This is a genomic window from Amycolatopsis sp. NPDC051373 (assembly GCF_040689465.1).
Taxonomy (GTDB): domain Bacteria; phylum Actinomycetota; class Actinomycetes; order Mycobacteriales; family Pseudonocardiaceae; genus Amycolatopsis.
In genome coordinates this window covers 182862-198515 of the sequence record NZ_JBFBAE010000012.1, presented here as the reverse complement: position 1 = coordinate 198515, position 15654 = coordinate 182862, and the positions used below count along the sequence as shown (strand labels likewise).

Sequence of the window (15654 nt, the reverse complement as noted above, 5' to 3'; positions counted from 1 at the left end):
TCAGCCCGCCAGTTCGCGGGTCGCGGGCGCGAACATCGAGTCGACGTCCACCGGTTTCGTCAGGATGTGTTGCGCCGCGGCCTGTTCGGCGAGGAGGTCGAGGATCGCCCGGTTGGGTTCGATGCCGTAGGGGAGGGGGTCGGTGGTGCCGGTCTCGACCATCACCCGGGCGTACATCCGGTCGGCGGCAGTTTCGACGACCCCGGCCCGCAGCTGCTCGACGTAGCGGCGCTTGGACTCGGCGAACGCGTCGAACACGGCCCTCGCGACGCCGGGGTGCGCGTCGAGGACCTCGTCCTTGACGACGACGAGGTGGTTGATCGGGTAGAAGCCGCGTTCGCGCAGCGCGGCGAACCCGGCCTCGACCGGCTCGGTGATCAGGGGCACGACCTCGGGCGAGTCCACTCCGGTGTTGACGACGGCGTCCAGTTCGCCGGCCAGCAACATGTCCCCGAGCTTCTTCCCGGGCCCGGCCGGCTCGACGTTCGCGGGCGGACGGTAGGACACCACGTGCTCGTCACCGCTGAGGACCCAGGTGACCGAGTCGAGGTCGAGGCCGTGTTCGAGCGCCATGATCGCGCGCGCCCAGACACCAGTGGTCACCGTGTAGCCGCGGCCGACGCCCACGCGTTTCCCGGCCAGCTGCCCAGGCTCGGTGATGCCAGAGTCCTTGCGTACGAGGATCGCGCCGTGGTGGAACCCCCGGACCAGGAAGACGGGGAGCGCGGTGAAGCGCACGCCGTGCTCGCGCGCGGTGAGGTAGGTCGTCAGCGCCATCTCGCAGACGTCGTAGGCGAGGTCGCGGACCATCCGCCGGAACCCGTTGACGAGTACCGGTTCTTCCTTGAACGCCAAGGGAAACCCGGCAGGGACGACCTCGCCGTCGGTCAGCGCGCGGTTGTTGCCCTGGGTACGCGTCACGGTCAGCAGGTGCTCGGCCATGCGGCTCCTCGCTTCGTCTGGTGGACTACCCCGCTGATGGTATATTGGGCTGTCCATTCTGCCAACGAGGGAGATTCGATGGTCCAGACTGTGCAGGCGGCCGTCCGCGTCGCGCCGAGCACGACGGAGATGCAGGAATTCGGGCTCCCGTCGATCGACGAGGACTCCGCCCTGCTGCAGGTGGAGGTCGCGGGGATCTGCGGGACGGACGTGAAGATGTACGCCAACCCGCCCGCGGTGATCCAGGGCCGGGTGATCATGGGGCACGAGAACGTCGGCGTCATCGCGCAGGCCGGGGCGCGGTTCAAGCGACGCCACGGGCTTTCCGAAGGCGATCGGGTGTTCGTCGAGCACTACGTCGGCTGCTTCAACTGCGAGTGGTGCCGGCTCGGCGAGTACCGGCACTGCGAGGCGACGGACTGGCGGACCAACCCCGACGGCCGGCGGTTCGGCTACACCTCCGCGGAAAACCCCGGCACGCTGTGGGGCGGGTTCAGCGAGTACATGTACCTGCCCTGGAACTCCGTGCTGCACAAGGTTCCCGACACGGTCACGCCCGAGCTCGCCGGCATGGTCATGCCGCTGTCCAACGGCATCGAGTGGGCGCTGCTCACCGCCGGCGTCGGGTACGCCGACACCGTGCTGATCCAGGGCCCGGGCCAGCAGGGCCTCGCGCAGCTGGTCGCGGCCAAGACTGCCGGTGCCGCCCAGATCCTGGTATCGGGCACCACACGCGACAAGCACCGCTTCGACCTCGCGAAGGAACTCGGCGCCGACGAGGTCATCGACGTGCTCACCGAGGACCCCCGCGAGAAGGTCCTGGACCTCACCGGCGGCCGCGGTGTCGACATCGTGCTCGACTGCACTTCGCGCGCCGGCACCGCGCCGGTGCTGCTCGGCGTCGATGTCCTCAAGCGCCGCGAAGGCACGCTCCTCATCCAGGGTGAGCTGGCCGCGTTCCCGGACTTCCCGGTCAAGAAGGTGACCGAGAAGGCGATCACGATCAAGTCCGCGCGCGGGCACTCGTTCCGCGCCTGCGAGCTCGCCGTGGACCAGCTCGCCTCGCGCCGCTTCCCGCTGGAGAAGCTGGCGACCCACCGCTACGGCATCGACCAGGTCGACCACGCGATCCGCGTGCTCGCCGGCGAGACCGACGAGGACGCGATCCACATCTCCCTGATGCCCTCGCTGGTCGGCCAGGCCGGTGGGGCGGTCGTCCGATGAGCGGGATCGTCGTCACGAACCCGCCCCGGACCGGCTCGGAGACACGCGACGGCCTGGGCCGGTTCGGGGTCGCCACCCTTCACGAAGCCCAGGGCCGCACCGGGCTGATGGCGTCCACGCTGAACCCGATCTATCCCGGTGCGCACGTGTCGGGCACGGCCGTGACGGTGAGCGTGGCGCCGTGCGACAACTGGATGATCCACGTGGCCGTGGAACAGTGTCAGCCCGGTGACGTGCTGGTGGTCGCGCCGACGTCGCCGTCGGACGCGGGCTACTTCGGCGAGCTGCTGGCGACCTCGCTCAAGGCCCGCGGGGTGCGGGGCCTGGTCATCGACGCCGGCTGCCGCGACATCGCCGAGCTGCGTGCGCTGCCGTTCCCCGTGTGGTCCCGGGCCGTGTCCGCCGAGGGCACGGTCAAGGAAACCCTCGGCTCGGTGAACACCCCGGTCGTCTGCGGTGGCCGGCTCGTCGAGCCGGGTGACGTGATCGTCGCCGACGACGACGGTGTGGTGGTCGTGCGCCGCGCCGACGCGGACGAGATCCTCGCGGCGTCGGTTGCGCGAGAGGACAAGGAAGCGCGCCTGCGGGCCCGCTACGCCGCGGGCGAGCTGGGCCTCGACGTCAACTCGATGCGTGAGCGCCTCGCCCGCAAGGGCCTGCGGTACGTGGAGCACGACGAGTACCTCAAGGAGGTGCGCGACCGGTGATCATCGACATCCACGGTCACTACACGACAGCCCCGCCGGCGTTGAAACAGTTCCGCGACGCCCAGCTCGACGGTGAGCGGGCAGCACTGGCGCCGGTGACCGACGACGAGCTGCGCGAGAGCGTCGAGGGTAACCAGCTGCGTGTGCTGCGGGAGCGTGGCGGCGACCTGATGTTGTTCTCTCCCAGGGCATCCGGCATGGAACACCACGTCGAGGACGCCGGCGTGGCGAACGCCTGGGCGCGCGCGTCCAACGACCTCGTCCACCGTGTCGCCGAGCTCTACCCCGAGCACTTCGCCGCGGTCGCGCAGCTTCCGCAGACGCCGGAAGGCAATCTCGGCGGAGTCACGGCCGAGATCCGCCGGACCGTCGGCGAACTCGGTTTCGTGGGCGTCAACCTGAACCCGGACCCGTCCGGCACCTGGGCGGGCAAGCCGATCACCGACGAGTCGTGGTTCGGTGTCTACGAGGTCCTGACCGAGCTGGACGTGCCCGCCATGGTGCACGTCTCGACGGCGTGCAACCCGAACCACCACACGCTCGGCGCGCACTACCTCAACGCCGACACCAGCGTCTTCACCCAGCTGCTCGAGTCGAAGCTCTTCGACCGGTTTCCCGGTCTGCGACTGGTGATCCCGCACGGCGGGGGAGCGGTGCCCTACCACTGGGGACGCTACCGGGGCCTGGCGATGCGCAACGGCTGGCGCGACCCGGCCGAGCTCCTGCCGAACGTCTTCTTCGACACGTGCGTCTACCACCAGCCCGGCATCGACCTGCTGCTCGATGTCCTGCCCGCGAAGAACGTGCTCTTCGCGTCCGAGATGCTCGGCGCGGTGCGCGGGGCGGACCCGGAAACCGGCATCGCCTGGGACGACACGTTGCAGTACGTCGACCGCGCCGGTCTCGCCGGCGAGGACCTGGCGGCGGTGTACGAGGACAACGCTCGCCGGGTCTACCCCCGGCTCGACCGGCGGCTCGCCGCCGCAGGAAGGTGACCCGATGAGCCGACTTTCCCTCACGTTCGCATGCGGCGACTACGACCGCACGCGCGCCCTCGAAGACGGGTCGATCCGGCCCGACGGCATCGACCTGACGTACCTGCGGCTCCCGGTCGAGGAGACGTTCTTCCGCATGCTGCGCCACGGCGAGTTCGACGCTTCGGAGATGTCGCTGTCGACCTACGTCGCCTCGCTCGACCGCGACCCGGCGCCGTTCGTCGCGCTGCCGGTGTTCACGTCGAGGATGTTCCGCCACGGCGGCGTCTTCATCAACACCGCGGCGGGCATCGAGAAACCGGCCGACCTCGTCGGCAAACGCATCGGCACGCCCGAGTTCCAGCTCACCGCGGGCGTCTGGATCCGCGGCATCCTCGCCGACGCGTACGACGTGCCACTCGACTCGGTCACCTACCTCACCGGTGGCCAGGAAACGCCGGGGCGGATCGAAAAGGGTGCCGTCTCGACCAGCTTCGACGTCCAGTCGATCCCGGCCGGCCGGACCCTTTCGGACATGCTGGCCACCGGCGAGATCGACGCGCTGCAGAGCCCGCGGATCCCGAGCTCGTACGTCGCCGGCGACGGTCGCGTCGCCCGGCTCTTCCCCGACACCGTCGCGGCGGAGAAGGAGTACTACGCGGAGACCGGGATTTTCCCGATCATGCACGTGGTCGCCCTGCGCCGCGAGGTCTACGAGCGGCACCCGTGGGTTGCGCAGTCCCTGATGAAAGCGTTCACAGCGGCAAAGAACGAGGCGTACGCGCGGATCTACGACGCCTCGGCGCTGCGGTTCATGGAGCCGTGGCTCAACCAGCATCTGGAGGACGCGCGGAGCCTGCTCGGCCCCGACTACTGGTCCTACGGGCTGGACGCCAACCGGCACGTGCTCGACGTGTTCCTCCGCTACCACCACCAGCAGGGGCTCTCGTCCGGCCTGCGCACCGCGGAAGAACTGTTCGCGCCCGAGTCGACGGAGTCCTTCGTCATCTGACTCGTCAAGCCGCGCGCAGGAATTCCTTCAGCGCCACCTCGGTGTCGGCCGCGACGTGCGGCGGGACGGTGCGGCCGGCCTCGAGCAGCTTGCGCACCGCCATGTAGTCACGTGGCGCGTTGACGGCGTCGATCGCGATGAGGCGTCCGCCGCGGTAGTAGAAGAGCGAGAACCGTTCACTGCCGGGGTCGCCTCGCAGCACGGTCTCGTCGTAGCCGCTGCTGATCCCGGCGATCTGGAGTTTCAGATCGGCCTGGTCGGACCAGAACCACGGGATCCCGGCGACGGGAGCGGCGAGGCCGAGCAGGCTCGCGGCCGCCATCTTCGCCTGCGCGATGGCGTTGGGTACGGACTCGAGGCGGAGGGCGCCGTGGTCGGGGTGCGCGACGGTCGTGCAGTCGCCCGCGGCGACCACGCTGGGTATGCTGGTCCGGGCGGACTCGTCGACCAGGATCCCGCCGGCGCAGGCGAGCCCGAGCTGCTCCGCGAGCTCGGTGTGGGGGACCAGGCCGATCCCGACGACCACGACGTCGGCGGGGATGGTGCGGCCGTCGGAGAGCCCGACCCCCGTCACCCGGTCGCGGCCGAGGAGTTCGGTCACCCCGGTCGACAGCACGACTTCGGTGCCGCGCCGACGGTGCGCGGCGAGGTAGAAGCCCGACATCTGCGGCGCGACGGCGCGGGCGAGCAACCGGTCGGCCGCTTCGACCACGGTGACGTTCCGGCCGGCGGCGGTGGCGGCCGCGGCGGCCTCGAGCCCCACGAACCCCCCGCCGACGACCACGACCTCGCGGGCTTGGGCCAGGTCGTGCCGGAGCGCCATCGCGTCGTCGACATCGCGCAGGTAGTGGACGCCGGCGAGCTCACTCCCGGGGATCCGGAGGCGGCGTGGCGTGCCTCCGGTGGCCAGGGCGAGCCGATCGAACTCCACCGTCCGACCGGACCGCGTGACTGCGAAGCCGTCACCGAGCTCGGGGTCGGTGAGCGTGATCTCGTCGATCCATTCACCTCGGACGAGCTCGATCCGCTGAGCCGCGTAGAAGTCCGGGCCACGCAGTGCCAGCCGTTCCTCGGGCAGGTCCCCCTTGAGGAACGCCTTGGAGAGCGGGGGCCGCTGGTAGGGCAGCCGGTTTTCCCCGCCGAGCAAGGTAATCGGTCCCGAAGCACCCAGCTTGCGCAGCGAGGCGGCCAGCTCCACGCCCGCCTGGCTCGCGCCCACCACCAGGGTGCCGCTTCCCTTCACCGCCATGCCTTCACCACCCTGACTCCTCCGTTGGCTAGTCCATTGGACCTTAGCGGAAGGTGGCGTCCAGTGCGAGAGGAGTTCCCGAGGGTGGTGCGGCGTTTTTCCGGTGCTACTCGACCTCGTGCGACACGCGTTGCGCGGTCCGGGCGATGTGTTCGCTCATGACCCGCTGTGCGGCCGCGAGGTCGCGGTCGCGGATGGCCTCGGCGAGCTCCCGGTGTTCGCCGGTCCCGCGCGCGCCCATGATCGGGGCCTGCTCCCGGGCCTCCCGCAGGGACATCAGGAGCGGGCCGTGGAAGCTCTGGATCAGCATCGTCAGCGCGGTGTTGTGGGCGCATTCGGCGAGCCGGATGTGGAACCGCGCCGAGATGTCCACCGCGTGCACGCCCTCGTCGACGGCGGTCTGGCCCTCGTCGACGAGCTTGAACAGCGCGTCGATGTCCTCGTCGGTCGCCCGCTCGACGATGAGGGGGAGGGCGCCGATCTCGACGATCTTGCGCGCCTCGGTCACCTCGCCGGCGGTGAGCACGGACATCGAAAGGAGATCGGCCAGGCCCTCGCCGACGCGGTCCGTGCTCGGCGCGGTCAGGAAGGCGCCGCCGTGGGCGCCGACCCGGATGGTGACGAGCCCGGTGGCTTCCAGCACCCGAAGTGCCTCACGCACGGTCACCCGGCTCACGCCGAAGCGCTGGCACAGATCGCGCTCGCTCGGCAGCCGGTCGCCGGGGGTGAGGGAACCGTCGCGGATGAGGACCTTGATCTGGTCCACGATGACCTGGGACACCCGCGAGGTGCTCACGCGGCTGAAGAGGTCGTCCTTCGCGCCGCGCCCTGTTGCAGCCATGTCTCCACCTCGTCAAGGTCGATGCCGGAAATGCACCGTAGTTTAACAGTCAATGGTCTGACCTTACGGCACTAGCCCTGGTCAGGGGCGGCCGCGCTGCTCCGGCTGGTCACGACCTGGCCAGAAAACTCAGTTGGACCATTGCTTTGGACTGACAATTAGTCCTACCCTCCCCTCCATGCTGAGCCGAGACAAGCCGGCACTGTCCAGAACGGCAGGCCGTGATGCTGCGCACATCGATGTGGGGGCCACGGGCGGGATCGCGCACCTCGAGGCCCGAGGTGTCGCCATCGACTACGCCAAGCCTGGGTCGAAAGAGGTGACGACGGCCGTCGAGCAGTGCGACCTGACCTTGGCGCGGGGGGATTTCGTCTGCCTCGTCGGGCCTTCCGGCTGCGGCAAGACCACGTTGCTCAATGCGGTCGCCGGGTTCGTCCAGCTCGCCGAGGGCGATCTGGAGCTCGACGGACGGCCGATCCCCGGTCCGGGACCCGACCGGGCGATGGTGTTCCAGCACGCCAACCTGCTGCCGTGGCGGACCGTTCAGGCGAACGTCAGCTACGGCCTCGAGCTCACGAAAAAGGTGAAGAAGCCGGCGGCCAAGCAGCGCGCCGACGAGCTGCTGGAGCTGGTCGGACTCACCGGCGTGGGGCAGCAGTACCCGGCGCAGCTCTCCGGTGGCATGCAGGCCAGGGTCAACCTCGCCCGCGCGCTCGCGGTCGAGCCGGAGATCCTCTTGCTCGACGAGCCGTTCGCCGCGATCGACGCCCAGACTCGTGAGGTGCTCCAGGTCGAACTGCTCAGGGTGTGCGCCGCACGCGACGTGACGGCGCTGTTCGTCACCCACGACATCACCGAGGCCGCGTTCCTCGCGGACCGGGTGTGCGTGTTCAGCCCGCGGCCCGGTCGCATCGTCAAGGAGATCACGGTGCCGTGGGCTCGCCCGCGGTCGCACGAGATCCGGCGGACGCGGGAGTTCGCGCAGCTGCGGGACGAGATCGCCGATGTGCTCTACGGCGCCAAAGCCGGCGCCGGGGAGGGAGCCCGATGAGCGTCACCTCTTCGCCAAGGCCGGCCTCGCGGATCGAGTCCCGGCCGGCGCGCCGGAGCCCTCGCGCGGGCCAGGCGGCCCGCCGCCGCCGGCTGCCGTCGTGGCTCAGCGAGCAACGCCTGTTCGGCATCGGCGCCGTCGTCGTCGTGCTCCTCGCGTGGGAGGTCATCGCGCTGCTGCGGATCCAGCCGCAGCTGATCCTGCCCGGGCCGGTCGACGTCATCAACGCCTTCGGGGCGATGATCCAAGGCGGGCAGATCTGGATCGACCTGTGGACGAGTGCCCAGGAACTGCTCGCCGGCCTCGCGCTCGCGGTGGTGATCGGCCTGCCGGTGGGGCTGCTGATCGGCTGGTACAAGCGCATCGCCTGGGCGCTCAACCCCTTCGTCAACTTCCTCTACGCCACGCCGCGCATCGCGCTGACGCCCCTGCTGATCATCTGGCTGGGCATCGGCAGTTCCTCGAAGATCGCGATCGTCTTCCTGATGGCGCTGTTCCCGGTGCTCATCAACACCGCGCAGGGCGTCCAGTCGCTCGAACAAGGAACCGTCCGCGTGGCGCGGTGTTTCGGGGCGAGCGATCTCCAGCTGTTCCGCACCGTGGCCCTGCCCGGCACCGTCCCCTTCATCGCCAGCGGCATGCGGCTCGCGGTGGGCCAGGCACTGATCGGTGTCTTCGTGGCCGAGCTCAGCGGCGCGCAGCACGGTGTCGGCATGACGATGAACACCGCCGGCCAGCAGTTCCAGACCGCCACGGTCTTCGCCGGCCTGTTCATCTTCGCCGCGGCCGGGGTGATTCTCACGGCGCTGCTGCGCCGGGTGGAGAACCACTACGCGGCCTGGCGCCTGAGCAACGACTGACGTTTCCCGTCCCCGCCCATTCCCAGAAGGACAGAACAATGAAGTTCAAGTCTGGCGCCTTCGGCGTCGCCTTTTCCGTGGCGCTCGCGACGTCGTCTCTCACGGCCTGCGGTGGTTCGTCGGACGCCGGAGCCGGTGGTGTCATCACGGTCAGCTACAGCGAAGAGGTCGCTGACGAGCTGCCCCTGTGGATCGCTTCGGAAGCCGGCTACTTCAAGGAGCAAGGGCTCGACGTCAAGCTCATCAAGCTCGACAGCAACCAGGGTTACCCGGCGCTCATCTCCGGCCAGACGCAGCTCGCCTCGATGGGGGGTTCCCAGATCGTGGCCGGCACCGCGGCGGGCGGTGACGTGAAGGTGCTGGCCGCGCTCACCCCGGTGCTCCCGTACCAGATCTACGCGAACGTGCCGACCGCCGCGCAGCTGAAAGGCAAGAAGATCGGCTACACCACGAAGAGCGGCTCGCAGTACATCGGCACTCTGCAGGCACTGAAGAAGCTGGGCATCAACCCGACCGACGTGAACCTGGTGCCGCTGGGCTCGGTGACGAACGTCAACAACGCGCTGCTGGCCAAGACCATCGACGCCTCCGCCACGCACCCGCCGGCGAGCCTCAAGTTCGAGGACGCCGGGCTGCACATGGTGATCGACATGGCCAAGGAGAAGATCCCCAATATCAACGTGGGCATCTCCAGCACGTCCGAGTACCTGAAGGACCACCCGGACGTCGTCGGGAAGTTCATGGCCGGCCTCAAGAAGGGGTTCGACCGCGAGCGCTCCGACGAGGCGTATTCGACCAAGATCCTGGGCGCCCACCTCGGGGTCACCGACCAGCGCGCGCTCGACGCCACCTGGAAGTACTACGCCGGTGAGGTCCTCACCGACCCCCCGGTGGCAACGGTGGACCAGCTCAAGTCGTCGCAGCAGTCGCTGGAGGGCTCGGTGAACGGGGTCGACAAAGTCGACCTCGCGTCGCTGATCGACTCGTCCTTTGTGGACAAGGCGTTCGGGAGCAAGTAGGCAGCGCACGGGAAACGCGCGGTGCCGGGTCGGTCGTCGGCCCGGCACCGCGCGTTCATCCGTCGCAGGGCCTCAGCCGTCGAGCTGCGTCGCGTGGCGCAGGTCGTCGGCGGTGAGCAGGTTCGGGTCCAGAGCGACCTCGGTGCGCACCGTGAGCGCCGCGAGGATCGACTTGCGGACCCGCCGGCCGTCGAGCCCCCGCAGGCCCTTGGCCAGCTCCGCGCGGAGATCTGCGTCCCGGGCTAGCGGCGTCAGCGCGGTCCACTGCTCGGCCAGTTCGGCCAGCGACGACGCCACGATCTGCTCGATGACCTCGTCGTCGGGCAGCGTGGTGCTCATGACCAGATCGGCCCGCGAAAGCACCGCCTCGTCGACCGCGTCGACGAAGTTGGTCGTGGCCACGACAACCAGGTGCGGGCACTGCCCGCGAAGCTGGTCGAGACCGGACAGCACGGCGTCCGTCGCGCGGTGCACGTCGACCGGGTTGGTTTCGAACGACGCCGAACTCCGGCGTACGGCGAGAGCTTCGACCTCGTCGATCAGCACCACGGTGTGCGGTCGCCGCGCGGCGATCTCGGGCAGGGTGTCGAGGAACAGCCGCGAGACGGCCCGCTGGCTTTCGCCGAGCATGTCGCTCGGGAAGGCGTGCGGGTCGACCTCGACCAGCGTCGTGGCGCCGCGCGGGGCCATTTTCCGTGCGGCGGCCTGTGCGAGTCCCTGCGCGAGAGTCGTTTTTCCCGTCCCCGGCGGGCCGGCCAGCACGATCAGGCCGTGCGGCGCGCCGGAGAGCCCGCTCAGCAACCGGCCCTGCCGCAGGACGAGCAGCGCGGTGCCGAGCAGCCTCTCCTTGGTGCCCGCCGGCACGATCATCGAGTCCCACGGCCCGTCGTGGTGGTCCGAGGGGAGCGCGTGCAGTCCGACGACTCCGGGCGGGAGCGTCCGCTCGCTCACGGCCAGGACGGCCGGTCGAGGGCGGGCCACACGACCGTGTTGACGTCGCCGGCCTGGGCGTCGCGGATGTGGTCCGGCGGCTCTTCGAAGAGCACCGCGGGATCCATCAGCGCCCGCATCGTCTCGAGCAGGCTGTCGAACATGTGGATGCGCACGACTCGCGCGGTGTTCTCCGCGGAGTCGTTGAAGTGCTGGTGCCACAGGAAGTGGTCGACCACGATCAGGTCGCCCTTCTTCCACGGGTGGTTCTCCCCGCCCTCGGGCTCGGTACCGAGGTAGGAGTGGCCCTCGCCTTCGAGCACGTACAGCCAGGCCTCGCCGGCGTGCCGGTGCATCGACTGCCGGCGGCCCTGGGCGATCTCGAACATCGCCATCGTGATGCCGGAAGCCTGGTACCCGATGGCGCGGTCGAGGAGGAAGGTCGTGCGGGTGCCGCGCGGGGTGTTGAGCATCTCGAGCTCGTCCCAGTCGGTGTGGAGCCGACCGCTGCGGCGCTTCTGCTGCTCCTTGCCGAGACGGCGCAGGCGACGGGCGTACGCGTCGTCTCCCTGCGCGTCGGGAGCGCTGAACTCGGGCCGGCCCGGGAGGTTCTCGACCGGCTCGTGACCGCGGTCGTCGAGGATCGACATGCCCATCGTGGCGAGCAGCGGCTCGCTGGAGAACGTGAGGTAGCGGAACGTCTCGTCGCCGTCGTTGCCCGAACGGTGCCACGCCCACGCCGGGATGTGGGCCGAGTCGCCGGGGGCGACGGTCACCCGCTCGCCGTCGACCTCGATCCAGCCCCGGCCGCCGACGCCGAGCACCATGGCGTCCCAGGAGTGCCGGTGGATCGTGGTGACGACGCCGTGGTCGACCTCGTGCACGAGGGCGTCGATGGAGCGGGTCGGGTTGTCGCCGTCCTCACCCATGTAGACGCCGGTGCGCATCCCCCGCGCGGTCTGCTCGAGTTTGACGTCCTCGCCGCGGATGACCGTGCGGTGGTTGTCGCGCCAGTCCTCGAGGAACTTCGCCCGCCGGGCTTTCTGCTGGTGGTAGTGGGTGGTCTTCGTGGTGGTCTTCGTCGACACCGAGCCTCCAATTGGCCGGACCATTTTACCTTTCGCATTGTGGTCCGCCGGGCGCCCTGCGGCAAGCATGGACTTTTGGTCATACCATCAGGCATTATGGCGGACATGAAGGTCGCCGAGGTCCTGCGCAACCGCGACTTCGATTTCTACTGGGGCGGCGTCGTTCTCTCGCAGATCGGCAGCCGGGGAACGATCGCCGCCAACCTCTACCAGGTCTACGAGCTCTCCGGTTCGGTGGCGCAAACCGGGCTGGTAGGAGCCGCGCAGGTCGTGGCGCTGGTGGTGCTCAGTCCCTTGGCCGGCGTCTACGCGGACCGGGTGGATCGGCGCAAGCTCCTGCAGTGGTCGCAGGCCGTGGCCATGGTCGTGGCGCTCGCGCTCGCGGCGACGAGCTTCGCCGGCCACGTCGACGTCGTGCAGGTGGTCGGCTCGGTCGTGCTCACCACCGCGGCGGCCAGTTTCGACCAGCCCGCCCGCCAAGCCCTGATCCCGGCGCTGGTCCCGCGGGCGCAGCTGCCGCAGGCCTTCGCGCTGCTCAACCCTTCCCGGGAGCTCGCCGTGCTCCTCGGCCCCGCGCTCTCCGGTGTGCTCATCGCCGTCAGCGGGCCGGGTCTGATGTACGCCGTCGACGCGGTGACCTACCTCCTGCTGATGGTCACCCTGGCGCTGCTGCGGATCCCGCACCTGCCGGGGTCGGGCGAGCACATCACGCTGCGGGAGCAGTTGGTGGAGGGGGTCCGGTTCGTCGTCAGGAGACGGATCGTGTGGCAGATGGTGCTGCTCGACCTGGTGGCGACCGTCTTCGCGGGGTACCGGGTCCTCCTGCCGTCCCTGGCGATCGACCGGTTCCACCTGGGCGCCACGGCGTACGGGCTGCTCTCGGCGGCCCCGTCAGCAGGAGCGCTCATCGCGACGTACACGGTCTTCCGGGTGGTCGACCGCAGCAAGCGGCTCGGCAAGGTCCTCCTCGGTTCGACGATCGCGTACGGCCTGAGCGCCGTTCTGCTCGCGTGGGCCGCGGGGCTCCTCGTCGCGCTGGTCGCCTGCCTGTTGCTCGGTGCGTTCGACGCGATGGCCACCACGATCCGGCAGGCGGCGGTGCAGCTCGAGACGCCGGATGCGTTGCGCGGGCGGGTTTCCGCGATCTACCAGATGGCCTCACGCGGTGGGCCCGCCCTGGGCGACACCGTGATCGGTGGCGTCGCGGCGGCGATCGGTCCCGTGCTCGCGCTCATGATCGGCGGGCTCGCGACCGCCGCCTTCGCGGTCGGTCACTTCGGTCGGGCCAACCCGGTGCGCAACTACGCCGCGGCACGGGCGGAGGAATCCGAGCCGGCGTGACCCACGAGTGTGACGGTTTCGCACTGAATGCCACATTCCGGTAGTGCCGAACCTCCGGTCGTGGTCTGATGTCCTCCGCGATTCGCGGAGGGGGCGGGGAATGGGCGACACCTGGCGCGTGCCCGGGTTCACCGAGGTCGACGTGCTCGGCATCGGCGGCTTCGGGCGGGTCGTGCTGGCCAAGCACGAGGCCTCGGGGCGGATGGCGGCGATCAAGTACCTGCGCGCGGAGTACCTCGCCGACGCGAGGATCGCGGACGGGTTCCGGCGCGAGGCGTGGCTGCTGTCGGGCGTGCGGAGCCCGCACGTGGTGCGGCTCTTCGACTTCGTGGAGACGCCGGACGGCGCCGCGCTGGTCATGGAGGCCGTGCCCGGTGTGTCGCTGCGCGCGCTGCTGGCGACGGAGAACGTGCTCGCCCCCGAATCGGCGCTGGCCATTCTGAAGGGCTCGCTGCTCGGCCTCGCCGACGCCCACGCGGCCGGGGTGGTCCACCGGGACTACAAACCGGGAAACGTGCTGGTGTCCCGCGAAGGCGTGTCGAAGCTGGTCGACTTCGGGCTCGCCACATTGGACGGCCACAATGGGCTGACGGCCGGTTCACCGTCGTACATGGCGCCGGAGCAGTGGTCCGGGCAGCCCGGGGTGCCCGCCACCGACGTGTACGCGGCAACCTGCGTGTTCTACCAGTGCGTCACCGGACAGGTGCCGTTCCGGGCGGACACGACCGAAGGGCTGCGCTCGCTGCACCAAGCGGCGCCGGTGCCCGTGGAGGCGGTGCCCGAGGCGTTGCGCCCCTTGATCGCGCGAGGGATGGCGAAGGATCCGGCGTGGCGACCGGCCCGGGCTGATGCTTTCGTGGCGGAGCTGGAAACCGTCGCCCGCAAGGCCTACGGGAAGAACTGGGAGAAACGCGGCTGGAAGCGCCTGGCCGCGTCGGCCGCCGCGTTGACGGCGTTGACGCCCTTGGCGTTGCTGGCCACCGCCGGCACGGCCGCCGCGCCGGTCGGCGCCGGTGCCGTGGCGGCCGGGGTCGGGGGTGGGGTCGGGGGCGGGGTTCCGGCCACGGGGACCGGGGTGGGCGCGACCGCGGTGATCGCCGGCAAGATCGCCGCCGCGGTGCTCATCGTCGGCGCGCTGGTCGCCGGGGGAGTGGCAATTTTCGGCAACCACGACGATCCGCCCCCGCAAGCGGCGGCGCTCACCGTCAGCCTGCAGACCACGTCGGGGCGGGACCAGGCCCTGCCGGTCACCTACGACCTCCAGTTTCCGCAGGTGTCCGGCGGTCCGGATCCCGCGGTCCGGCAACGGATCAACGACGCGCTGCGGGCACCGGTCGACAAGCGGCTGAAGGCGATCCGCGACGGGGTGGCCGGCAATCGCGAGATGTTCCAGGAGCGAGGGGACACGGCCGCGGCGCACACGACGGCACGCATCCTGCTGCGGACGCCGAGCCTGCTTTCCGTGCGGTACGACCACGATCTGGATTCGGACGTGCTGTCGCACACGACCTGGCGGTTCCCCGAGACGGTGAACGTCGACCTCGGCACGGGACAGGTGCTCGGTCCGAAGGACATGTTCCGGCCCGAGGTGCTGACCGCGACCGGGATGCGGACGCTGACCCAGCGGCTCGAGCCGGTCACGAAAAACGGGTTCTGCCGGGTGCCCACGATCGACGGTGACGGAGAGAAGGTCACCATCGACGCGGCCGACCGCGGCTCGGGCGCCGACCATGTGCCGGGCGCGGCCATCGGGTTCACCGCGACCGGGGCCGAGTTCGAGATCCAGTGGTACGACCTCGGCTGCGACACGGCGTCCGGGAAAGAGACCGTGACCCTGCCCTACAACGGGATCGGCGACCTGCTGCTGCCGAAGTTCCTGACGATGCTCGGCAGAACGGCGCCCGCCTCGTCGCCTCCCGCTTCGCCACCGCCTTCGACCTCGCTCTCCCCGCCGCCGACGACGCCCTCTCTTGGTCAGTCCGCGGAGGGGCCCACATACACGAACCCCCGGTTCGGTTTCACCGCGCTGATCTCCGAGAGCTACCTCGCGACCCCGTACGCCCCGCCGAACGGAGACGGGATGACGTTCACCAGCTCCGATGTCGACGCGACGCTGACGGTGTGGGGCGCCAACTCGAACCAGTCCGCGGCCCAGGCGCTGGCCGGCGCGGTCGCCGCGGCAGAAGCGGGCGGCGGACGAGTGACCTACCAGAAGGTCGAGGGCGATCGGTACTCGATTTCCGGCTACCAGGGCGACGGCAAGATCTTCTACGAACGCGGGTTCACAGGATCCGCCTCGATGGCCGCGTTGCGCTGGGTCTACCCGCGTGAGTACAAGGACCAGTTCGACGGGCTCGTCAGCTCGACGCTGGAAGGTTTCCGGCCCGGCGACCTCTCCCGGCCGCACTGACTCGCG

At 69.9% G+C, this 15654-nt stretch carries 14 protein-coding genes; 9 read left to right on the top strand and 5 right to left on the bottom strand.

Annotated elements, in window-relative coordinates; translation table 11 throughout:
* On the bottom strand, window positions 1-942 hold the full coding sequence (locus AB0383_RS23815; protein ID WP_366188565.1) for a hypothetical protein: 942 nt from the start codon (window positions 940-942) through the stop codon (window positions 1-3).
* A 78-nt stretch (window positions 943-1020) separates the two neighbouring features.
* Here AB0383_RS23815 and AB0383_RS23810 point away from each other — a divergent pair, with 78 nt between their 5' ends.
* The 4 genes from AB0383_RS23810 to AB0383_RS23795 are packed head-to-tail and all read left to right on the top strand — an operon-like array spanning window position 1021 to window position 4859.
* A complete protein-coding gene (locus AB0383_RS23810; protein WP_364176637.1) occupies window positions 1021-2166 on the top strand; it encodes an alcohol dehydrogenase catalytic domain-containing protein in 1146 nt (381 codons plus the stop codon).
* Complete coding sequence (locus AB0383_RS23805) at window positions 2163-2873, top strand: 4-carboxy-4-hydroxy-2-oxoadipate aldolase/oxaloacetate decarboxylase (protein ID WP_364176640.1); 711 nt, start codon at window positions 2163-2165, stop codon at window positions 2871-2873. The genes AB0383_RS23810 and AB0383_RS23805 overlap by 4 nt, the downstream gene beginning before the upstream one ends.
* Entirely contained in the window at window positions 2870-3868 is a 999-nt protein-coding gene (locus AB0383_RS23800; RefSeq protein WP_366188564.1) for an amidohydrolase family protein, read from the top strand. The genes AB0383_RS23805 and AB0383_RS23800 overlap by 4 nt, the downstream gene beginning before the upstream one ends.
* A gap of 4 nt (window positions 3869-3872) precedes the next feature.
* The gene (locus AB0383_RS23795) at window positions 3873-4859 is read left to right on the top strand and encodes an ABC transporter substrate-binding protein (protein WP_364176645.1); all 987 of its coding nucleotides are present in this window, start codon (window positions 3873-3875) and stop codon (window positions 4857-4859) included.
* A 4-nt stretch (window positions 4860-4863) separates the two neighbouring features.
* Here the strand turns inward: AB0383_RS23795 and AB0383_RS23790 are convergent, their stop codons facing one another.
* Both AB0383_RS23790 and AB0383_RS23785 read right to left on the bottom strand, forming a co-directional pair.
* Window positions 4864-6108 carry an FAD-dependent oxidoreductase gene (locus AB0383_RS23790; protein WP_366188563.1) on the bottom strand — a complete coding sequence of 415 codons (1245 nt, stop codon included), beginning with the start codon at window positions 6106-6108 and terminating at the stop codon, window positions 4864-4866.
* A gap of 106 nt (window positions 6109-6214) precedes the next feature.
* Entirely contained in the window at window positions 6215-6949 is a 735-nt protein-coding gene (locus AB0383_RS23785; protein ID WP_366188562.1) for a FadR/GntR family transcriptional regulator, read from the bottom strand.
* Between the two features lie 178 nt (window positions 6950-7127).
* Here AB0383_RS23785 and AB0383_RS23780 point away from each other — a divergent pair, with 178 nt between their 5' ends.
* The 3 genes from AB0383_RS23780 to AB0383_RS23770 are packed head-to-tail and all read left to right on the top strand — an operon-like array spanning window position 7128 to window position 9879.
* Window positions 7128-8000 (top strand): ABC transporter ATP-binding protein, encoded by an 873-nt coding sequence (locus AB0383_RS23780; protein WP_366188561.1) that lies wholly within the window; start codon window positions 7128-7130, stop codon window positions 7998-8000.
* A complete protein-coding gene (locus AB0383_RS23775; RefSeq protein ID WP_366188560.1) occupies window positions 7997-8860 on the top strand; it encodes an ABC transporter permease in 864 nt (287 codons plus the stop codon). Before AB0383_RS23780 ends, AB0383_RS23775 begins: the two co-directional genes overlap by 4 nt.
* Before the next feature lie 38 nt (window positions 8861-8898).
* Window positions 8899-9879 carry an ABC transporter substrate-binding protein gene (locus AB0383_RS23770; protein WP_364176656.1) on the top strand — a complete coding sequence of 327 codons (981 nt, stop codon included), beginning with the start codon at window positions 8899-8901 and terminating at the stop codon, window positions 9877-9879.
* A 72-nt stretch (window positions 9880-9951) separates the two neighbouring features.
* On the opposite strand, the gene AB0383_RS23765 is transcribed toward AB0383_RS23770, so the two are convergent.
* Both AB0383_RS23765 and AB0383_RS23760 read right to left on the bottom strand, forming a co-directional pair.
* Window positions 9952-10830, bottom strand: a complete 879-nt coding sequence (locus AB0383_RS23765; RefSeq protein WP_366188559.1) for an AAA family ATPase — start codon at window positions 10828-10830, stop codon at window positions 9952-9954.
* Complete coding sequence (locus AB0383_RS23760) at window positions 10827-11897, bottom strand: cupin domain-containing protein (RefSeq protein WP_364176662.1); 1071 nt, start codon at window positions 11895-11897, stop codon at window positions 10827-10829. The genes AB0383_RS23765 and AB0383_RS23760 overlap by 4 nt, the downstream gene beginning before the upstream one ends.
* 96 nt (window positions 11898-11993) lie before the next feature.
* On the opposite strand from AB0383_RS23760, the gene AB0383_RS23755 reads away from it, so the two are divergent.
* A complete protein-coding gene (locus AB0383_RS23755; protein ID WP_364176665.1) occupies window positions 11994-13238 on the top strand; it encodes an MFS transporter in 1245 nt (414 codons plus the stop codon).
* 100 nt (window positions 13239-13338) lie between these two features.
* Window positions 13339-15648 (top strand): protein kinase, encoded by a 2310-nt coding sequence (locus AB0383_RS23750; RefSeq protein WP_366188558.1) that lies wholly within the window; start codon window positions 13339-13341, stop codon window positions 15646-15648.
* The last annotated feature ends 6 nt before the right edge of the window (window positions 15649-15654 follow it).

Excerpts from the sequence above, each read along its gene's own strand:
- AB0383_RS23770 (WP_364176656.1), top strand. The coding sequence starts at position 8,899 with ATGAAGTTCAAGTCTGGCGCCTTCGGCGTCGCCTTTTCCGTGGCGCTC.
- AB0383_RS23755 (WP_364176665.1), top strand. The coding sequence starts at position 11,994 with ATGGCGGACATGAAGGTCGCCGAGGTCCTGCGCAACCGCGACTTCGAT.
- AB0383_RS23815 (WP_366188565.1), bottom strand. The coding sequence starts at position 942 with ATGGCCGAGCACCTGCTGACCGTGACGCGTACCCAGGGCAACAACCGC.
- AB0383_RS23785 (WP_366188562.1), bottom strand. The coding sequence starts at position 6,949 with ATGGCTGCAACAGGGCGCGGCGCGAAGGACGACCTCTTCAGCCGCGTG.
- AB0383_RS23750 (WP_366188558.1), top strand. The coding sequence starts at position 13,339 with ATGGGCGACACCTGGCGCGTGCCCGGGTTCACCGAGGTCGACGTGCTC.
- AB0383_RS23790 (WP_366188563.1), bottom strand. The coding sequence starts at position 6,108 with ATGGCGGTGAAGGGAAGCGGCACCCTGGTGGTGGGCGCGAGCCAGGCG.
- AB0383_RS23795 (WP_364176645.1), top strand. The coding sequence starts at position 3,873 with ATGAGCCGACTTTCCCTCACGTTCGCATGCGGCGACTACGACCGCACG.
- AB0383_RS23780 (WP_366188561.1), top strand. The coding sequence starts at position 7,128 with ATGCTGAGCCGAGACAAGCCGGCACTGTCCAGAACGGCAGGCCGTGAT.
- AB0383_RS23805 (WP_364176640.1), top strand. The coding sequence starts at position 2,163 with ATGAGCGGGATCGTCGTCACGAACCCGCCCCGGACCGGCTCGGAGACA.
- AB0383_RS23775 (WP_366188560.1), top strand. The coding sequence starts at position 7,997 with ATGAGCGTCACCTCTTCGCCAAGGCCGGCCTCGCGGATCGAGTCCCGG.
- AB0383_RS23810 (WP_364176637.1), top strand. The coding sequence starts at position 1,021 with ATGGTCCAGACTGTGCAGGCGGCCGTCCGCGTCGCGCCGAGCACGACG.